Origin of the sequence: Aliiruegeria lutimaris (genome assembly GCF_900099935.1) — a bacterium.
Taxonomy (GTDB): domain Bacteria; phylum Pseudomonadota; class Alphaproteobacteria; order Rhodobacterales; family Rhodobacteraceae; genus Tropicimonas; species Tropicimonas lutimaris.
Window position 1 is genome coordinate 24,500 of sequence record NZ_FNEK01000062.1, and the last position, 6,000, is coordinate 30,499.

Annotated in this window: 8 protein-coding genes and 1 riboswitch; all 8 genes read right to left on the minus strand. The window is 57.7% G+C overall.

The features are described 5' to 3' along the window. Nucleotides 1-80: 80 nt before the first annotated feature. The 8 genes from BLR85_RS21335 to BLR85_RS21370 all read right to left on the minus strand — a co-directional run bounded on the left by BLR85_RS21335 (nt 81) and on the right by BLR85_RS21370 (nt 4,596). Nucleotides 81-347 carry a hypothetical protein gene (locus BLR85_RS21335; protein ID WP_093162096.1) on the minus strand — a complete coding sequence of 89 codons (267 nt, stop codon included), beginning with the start codon at nt 345-347 and terminating at the stop codon, nt 81-83. Further along, nucleotides 344-952 (minus strand): helix-turn-helix domain-containing protein, encoded by a 609-nt coding sequence (locus BLR85_RS29610; RefSeq protein WP_212635124.1) that lies wholly within the window; start codon nt 950-952, stop codon nt 344-346. Before BLR85_RS29610 ends, BLR85_RS21335 begins: the two co-directional genes overlap by 4 nt. Before the next feature lie 38 nt (nt 953-990). Further along, on the minus strand, nt 991-1,233 hold the full coding sequence (locus BLR85_RS21345; protein WP_093162098.1) for a hypothetical protein: 243 nt from the start codon (nt 1,231-1,233) through the stop codon (nt 991-993). Continuing rightward, nucleotides 1,233-2,159 (minus strand): hypothetical protein, encoded by a 927-nt coding sequence (locus tag BLR85_RS21350; RefSeq protein ID WP_244520818.1) that lies wholly within the window; start codon nt 2,157-2,159, stop codon nt 1,233-1,235. The genes BLR85_RS21345 and BLR85_RS21350 overlap by 1 nt, the downstream gene beginning before the upstream one ends. Next, entirely contained in the window at nt 2,156-2,377 is a 222-nt protein-coding gene (locus tag BLR85_RS21355) for a hypothetical protein (protein ID WP_093162101.1), read from the minus strand. Before BLR85_RS21355 ends, BLR85_RS21350 begins: the two co-directional genes overlap by 4 nt. Continuing rightward, nucleotides 2,364-2,561 (minus strand): helix-turn-helix transcriptional regulator, encoded by a 198-nt coding sequence (locus tag BLR85_RS21360; protein WP_093162104.1) that lies wholly within the window; start codon nt 2,559-2,561, stop codon nt 2,364-2,366. The genes BLR85_RS21355 and BLR85_RS21360 overlap by 14 nt, the downstream gene beginning before the upstream one ends. Nucleotides 2,562-2,656: 95 nt before the next feature. Continuing rightward, nucleotides 2,657-3,295: a hypothetical protein gene (locus tag BLR85_RS21365; protein WP_093162107.1), complete on the minus strand. Its 639-nt coding sequence runs from the start codon at nt 3,293-3,295 to the stop codon at nt 2,657-2,659. Further along, nucleotides 3,292-4,596, minus strand: coding sequence for a tyrosine-type recombinase/integrase (locus tag BLR85_RS21370; protein WP_093162110.1), 1,305 nt, complete (start codon nt 4,594-4,596; stop codon nt 3,292-3,294). Before BLR85_RS21370 ends, BLR85_RS21365 begins: the two co-directional genes overlap by 4 nt. A gap of 501 nt (nt 4,597-5,097) precedes the next feature. Then, a riboswitch (SAM-I-IV-variant riboswitch) is annotated at nt 5,098-5,204 on the plus strand. Nucleotides 5,205-6,000: the final 796 nt, after the last annotated feature.

A 6,000-nucleotide genomic window follows, 5' to 3' on the forward strand; every position in this document is an offset into this window, starting at 1 on the left:
GCGTTGCGCGGCGCATGCGTAGCTTTCTACGAATACGTGCGGCGCTAAAATTACGCCGCCGGTTATTCTTCTTCTCCATATCAAGCGCTCCCACTCGGCTTGAGACGCAAGGTCTCGTTGCGCACCAGCTTTGCCATTGCGTCGCCGAGAGCGTCGGGGCCGTGTATCTCTGCGAAGAGTTGCGCCGAGCCAAACAGCATCATCCAGGAAAAAACCTCGATGTTGCCGCCGGTCGCGGTCATCTCTTCGATGGCCGCTTCCAAGGTGAACTTGGCGCGCTCGTGCTCATGAGCGGTGACGCGCCGCACTTCTTTTCGGCGGTTGGGCTTTTCGTCTTTCATGGTCATTGTGCCTTTCTGCTCTTGGTTTCGATGTCGATGATTTCCCCCAGCCCCCTGGTAACTAAGGATGTCCCCTTAGAGGGAACGTGGGCGGGGTCGATTTGGGCGTGTTCGTGCCCTTTGGGGGAACGGTCCTTTCCGCGAGAGGGAACGTGCTCGTTTTTTTCGTGCCCTTTCAGGGAACGTTTCATGCCCCGAGAGGGCACAGGGATTTTCTTTCCGTTCCTGCCTTCGGGGTTGTTGGTCGAGACCTCGGCAACCGGGAAATCCGCCCCCGGCTCCCATTCCTTGAAGAGGTTTCTCGGGCGCGTTTCGGGCGGACATGCAACCTCGGTCAGTTCCAGAAGATGGCTGCGCGCCTCGCCATCAAGTCCTAGATTTGCAGGCCGCTTCACCACGACGAACCCCTTGCGCTGTAGATCGTGCAGCGCCCGCATGGCGGTTTTGATGTTGCACCCGGCGCGGTCGGCAATCTGGCGCAAGGAAAGGCTGATCTTGCCGTTGTTGTTGGCCTTAGGTCCTTTCCACTCCAGTTTCAGCCACGGATAGATCGCCTGCGCCGGAAGGGAGAGCGCCCGCCAGGCGGGACACTCCATGTTCTGCCGAACCATCTTGGTCCAGTGCTCGCCACCATCGGAATTCCGGGCCATCACTTGCCACCCCGCGCATGCAGCTGCTTGTGATGCTTCCGGCACAGCCAGACCACATGCAGCGGGCGGTCATAGTCGGGATGATGTGCATCCGATTTCGGGTCGCCGCAGACCGCGCAGGGTTGGCGGCAGATCAACCCGAGGCGCTTGGCGTTCTCGACGGTCAGGTGTGCGAGATAGCTCTTCGGATTGCGCTTGCGCCATTGTTGCTGACGCGAAGGCTTGCGGACGGTCTCTGCCATTACACGTCCCTCCCGATGAATTTAATCAGCGTTTCGCGCTCGGCCTGTTCCACGCGTTTCAGGTATTCCAGTTCGGACGCCGGAAGATGATCCTCGATAGCGTCTCGCACCATGTCGCGGATCGTGTCGGGCGGTATGGCATCCAGTTCGGCGGCGAAGTCATAGGGCCAACGCTGATCCGCCGCGCTCTTGCGCTTAGCTGGCCGCGTGGGCAGGGCGAGGTCGGTCACCTGCTCGTAGGTCAGCCCGAGGTGATTGAACCAGACTGGCACATCGAATTCGGCGCCGAAACGGTCCACCTTTTCATGCAGGGAATATGCCGCGTCCTGACCGGAGCGGTCGAAGTCGTACAGCGCGTAGATCACCAGTGTCTTGCCGGTGTCGCGCATGTCACTGACGGAGCCGTAGGCGAAGGTCTCGGACGTATAGCCGCCGGTCGGCATGAGAGGCACGTCGTATTCGGACGTGACCGGGAAGAGCACGCCGGCCAGGGCCGATTTCTCCAACCAGATTTCCACCTCGACGTCGCTATCGGCCCAGAGGCTCTTGCGATAGACTTGCGCCGTGTTCCGCAGCGCGGCTTCCCAGCCGTCGAAAGTGCGAGGCTTCCGCATGTAGCGGGTTGCGTCGGAAATGCTGTCATATGGCAGCCGTCCCGCACGGCGAAGATCCAGCACCTGAGTCTGCACCTTGTTGTAACCCGCCTCGGTCTTTTCGATGCCGGGCACGCCGGCGACGGTCGCGGCGTAGAACAACTGGCGGACGGTGACCGGGGCGTGTTCCACGGCATAGCCGATCAGGAATTGTGCCCTCACCTCCATCTCGTCTTTCGTGGCGCGGCGACGTTTTATCGGGCTAGCCGGATAAACGGCAGCCGGGCCTGTCATCGACAAGTCCTTGTTGATGTCTACGGTTATGCCAGTCATGCCGCGCCTCCCCATGCCAGGGTGGCGATCAGGCGGGCCTGCGCCTCGGTCAAACCGAAGCGGCGCATAAGCAATTTGATTTGTGAAGATTTCATACTGTCGATGTCCTCAATCCTTGTGAGGGCCATCGGTTTGGGGTAGAATTCCAGCAGGTCTGAAATGCCGAAAACTCCCGACCGATAGCCCGGTTGGGGGTTTTCTTTTTCAGGCGTCGGCACGGGGCTGTGCTTGCTCCCGTTCCAGCAGCCAGTTCTCGATTGCCTGCGGGCGATAGAAGATATTGCGGCCCAGCTTAATGAACGGCGGGCCGATGCGCTGCGCACGTTCGCGCTGCACCGTGCGGACGGAAACGCCACGCGCGGTGGCGTAGTCAGCTTCCGTGATAAGATCTTGAATGGTCATGTATGGCCTCACTCTTTCGCGTGTTGCGGTGGAAGTGAGGCCAATGTCAGCGATTGGCGTTTTTGTTGGTTGAGGATACCGAAGAAAGTTGCGTCTCAATCCGCAACAATTTCGGCCCATGAACGAATAGTGTTGTCTACCGACACCTGATCCGGGTCGATTCCAATGGCGTAGAAAACTCCAGTTACGAAAAGTGCAAAGCGTTGGTTGCGCGCAGATTTCGGCCGCTTTCCTGTGCGCCACTTCCAAACCTTGGCGCACTGATGGACAAGCCGGATTTCGGCATAGTTGCGCCTTCCGACCGGCTGACCTTCATTTATGAAATCCTCAACCTCGGGGATCATGCGGTCAAACATTTCTGGGCCGAAATGAATAAAGCCCATCAATTCCCATTCCATCGCAGAACTGACACCAGATTGCCCTCTAAACCGATCTCCGCGCACGGCATTTCCAAGGCATTCCGCAACCTCTGGATCAAGGTCATTCCATACTGCTTTGACTTTATGTACTGCCTGCCGCAACTCACGCAATTTGTTCAATTCGGCCTTTTTCGCGAAACGTTGGACTTTCATCGCCGAAGGGATTCTCCACACTTGCAGAATTTCTTTCGCAAGTAATTTTGGCGAATCCGTGCATCCAGTCTTGTTCTCCACCCCCAGCCGTATTTCGTCAATAATCTGGGCCTCCGCCTTGGCCCAGTCAAAATTTTCTGGAGCAATGGCCCTCTTGCTCATGCCCGCGTCCTTTCTAAGTTCAACACGTTTCCAGCCTCCGTGGTATCCGGATCTTTCCCAGCCACGATTTGCAACAAGCGGGATTCCCATGCTTCCCACGCGACTTGTCGTTCGGCATCAAAGCTGTGCTGGTCGTAAACCGCTATGATTCCGCCCTTAACGTGCCCGATGGTGAGTTCGGCAATGTCAGGTCGTACACGGCACGCGGAAAGTCCGGTGCGCATGGTGCGGCGCAGGTCGTGCGGGGTCCACCGCCCCCAAGGCTGCACAGTCTTCGCACCTAACGCGACATGCTGCCGATCGACGGCACGGCACAAGGCGGCATTTGTAACCGCCCTGCCCGGTCGAGCCTCGAATATAAAGCCGCTCCATGGTTCGTCTCTACGCCGTGACAAGCGCTCTATCTCGGCCTTGGCATCCGTAACAATCTTTAAGGCTGCATCGGTCAGATAGACGGTATGCGCGCTGTCCGTCTTTCCGCGTCGAGCGGCCGGAATAGTCCACCAGCGGCCCGAGATTTCATCCTCACGCATCCCGGACACCTCGCCCGGTCGTTGCCCTGTCACAAGCACCATCTTGAGCGCAAGAGCGGTCAGCCGGTGAAGGTCGCATGTCTCTGCATTGATCCAGAAGGCCCGGATTTCGTCATGGTCCAGTACACGCGCGCGCACCTTGGCTTTGAGAGGATCGCGTTTGCCTTTCACGGTGATGCTGGAAGGCTTCAACCCGGCCAGCGGGTTTGCCGGGATATAATCGCGGTCGGTCGCATAATCCATCAGGCGGCGAGCGTAGATCAGCACTTGCGCGGCCGCGCGTGGCGTCTTTTCCGCCTTGTCCTCGATAACCTCGATCACGTCGCGACGGCGTATGTCCGAAACCTTCATGTTGCCAATCGCGGGCAACAGATCATTGTTGATGTATCCGCGAATTGCCTTCTCGCTTGAAAGTCCGGATGCGTGTTTATCCAACCACTCCCCGGCAAGGTCTTTGAGTAACGGTTCCTGGCGCCTGCGTCGCTTGGCTTCCAATGGATCTTTGCCTTGGGCGATGTCACGGGACAAATCGCGGGCCTCGGCCCGTGCGGCCTCAAGTGTCCATGTCGGCCAGTCGCCTATCGTCTTCCGGCGCTCGCGCCCGTCGAAGCTGTATTTCAGAATGAAGGCTTTGCCCCCTGCCGCCGTGATACGCAGCCCGAAACCGCGCGGCGCGTCCCGGTGATCATCAAAGACAAAGCGTTGGCCTTTTGCGGGCAGTTCCGCCTTGGCAATCGTACCCCTGTTTCCGTCTGTCAGCTTTGCCATGCTGGCCTTACCTCTGTTCATTTTCCGGCTTTGCGATTGGTCACAGGTCAAAACCGTGCCACCGGATTTGTCACCGGATTTGTCACTGCTTCAACAGGTAGCGCATGGCATTGACTGTCGTCAACCGTCAATTGGTCAGAGGTATTTGTCACAATTAAACAGTCAGTTACAAAGTATCGTTTCGAAAATTTGTCACCATTTCAGACATCTAAAATGGACAATAAAATCGCCTGTTAATCAATTGGTCGTAGGTTCGATCCCTACCGCCGGAGCCAAAATAACCAAGCTACAGAAACAAGTTAAAAGAATAGCCCTGTTGATATCCTTGCGGGATTTCGGCCCAAGGCAATTTGTAGGCAACTAATCTGGCGAAAAAATGGCCCTGAAGCCCCCCACCCTGCCGCGGCTAGGGGGCACGTGGAACAGGGCCCACCCCCAGAGAAAATTTTCGAAGGTCCGGAAAATTTTCCGTTGGTTGCTCCGATCTCTGTGTTACAATTTCACGTGCATCAAGAGCCGGATCCATTCCGGCACCAACCTGCCCACTCCGGCAAGGTGGTAGCCCACAACGGGCGATGCGGCTGAAACAGGCAACTAAAGGAGGCCCCGCCATGTGCGTTTATCCCCGTCAAACAATCTGCCCGCCGCGCAGCAATGACCCCTTCGAAACTGGGACCGTCATCTTCCAACCCGACTTCCGGTTTCGAACTTCTGGCCGATACGATCACACTTGGTCGTTCGAGGCGGGCGCCGACCGGGTTTTCGGTCAGAGAGGTTCAGAAAAGAGACCTAAGGTTACGCGCCGCACATTCCTCCAAGGGCTAGTAGCCGTCCCAGTCGTTGCAACAACCATCGGTTTCCCAGTTCCCGAGAACAACGAAGGGCCGCTACGATACCCGGGAGGACAACTCCGGCCGCCAAGGCTTAACGGAGACCCCCCATCCAACCCGGCCCTTCGCTATTTGTGGCGTAAGTATGGCGGAAAACCTCCCGGGTGGCCTCATGATAAGTATCGTAGAGATGAAAAAAATCAGAGTGCCTACCCTGTCGATATAGCGCCTTCAAAGGGATCTTGTCGCTCTGATCAAGACGCTGCCGAATGTCCTGGAGCGTCGCACAAGAGTACCGCAGCGGTCGAATAGCCCCGGCCCGCGTCGGCACCAACATGGCGGCGTCAGCGACAAGGAGTGGTGCACGCCCCCCGCGGCCGAGCAGTATTCCGCTCGGCTGGAGGCTTCCGGAGGTGGCGCCGCAAGCTTGGACTTTTTGCGTGGTACAGCTGGATCACACCGACCCGGGTGGTTTAATACCCGAAAAGGCTCCATCGCTCTCCAGCACGCTCTTTGACGGCTCCCGGACGCCGAAACCGTCTTGCGAATGCCAGACACATTAAACGAGGGCGAA

Coding starts and splice junctions, on each gene's coding strand:
- BLR85_RS21350 (WP_244520818.1), bottom strand. CDS start 2,159: ATGACTGGCATAACCGTAGACATCAACAAGGACTTGTCGATGACAGGC.
- BLR85_RS21335 (WP_093162096.1), bottom strand. CDS start 347: ATGACCATGAAAGACGAAAAGCCCAACCGCCGAAAAGAAGTGCGGCGC.
- BLR85_RS29610 (WP_212635124.1), bottom strand. CDS start 952: ATGGTTCGGCAGAACATGGAGTGTCCCGCCTGGCGGGCGCTCTCCCTT.
- BLR85_RS21345 (WP_093162098.1), bottom strand. CDS start 1,233: ATGGCAGAGACCGTCCGCAAGCCTTCGCGTCAGCAACAATGGCGCAAG.
- BLR85_RS21360 (WP_093162104.1), bottom strand. CDS start 2,561: ATGACCATTCAAGATCTTATCACGGAAGCTGACTACGCCACCGCGCGT.
- BLR85_RS21370 (WP_093162110.1), bottom strand. CDS start 4,596: ATGGCAAAGCTGACAGACGGAAACAGGGGTACGATTGCCAAGGCGGAA.
- BLR85_RS21365 (WP_093162107.1), bottom strand. CDS start 3,295: ATGAGCAAGAGGGCCATTGCTCCAGAAAATTTTGACTGGGCCAAGGCG.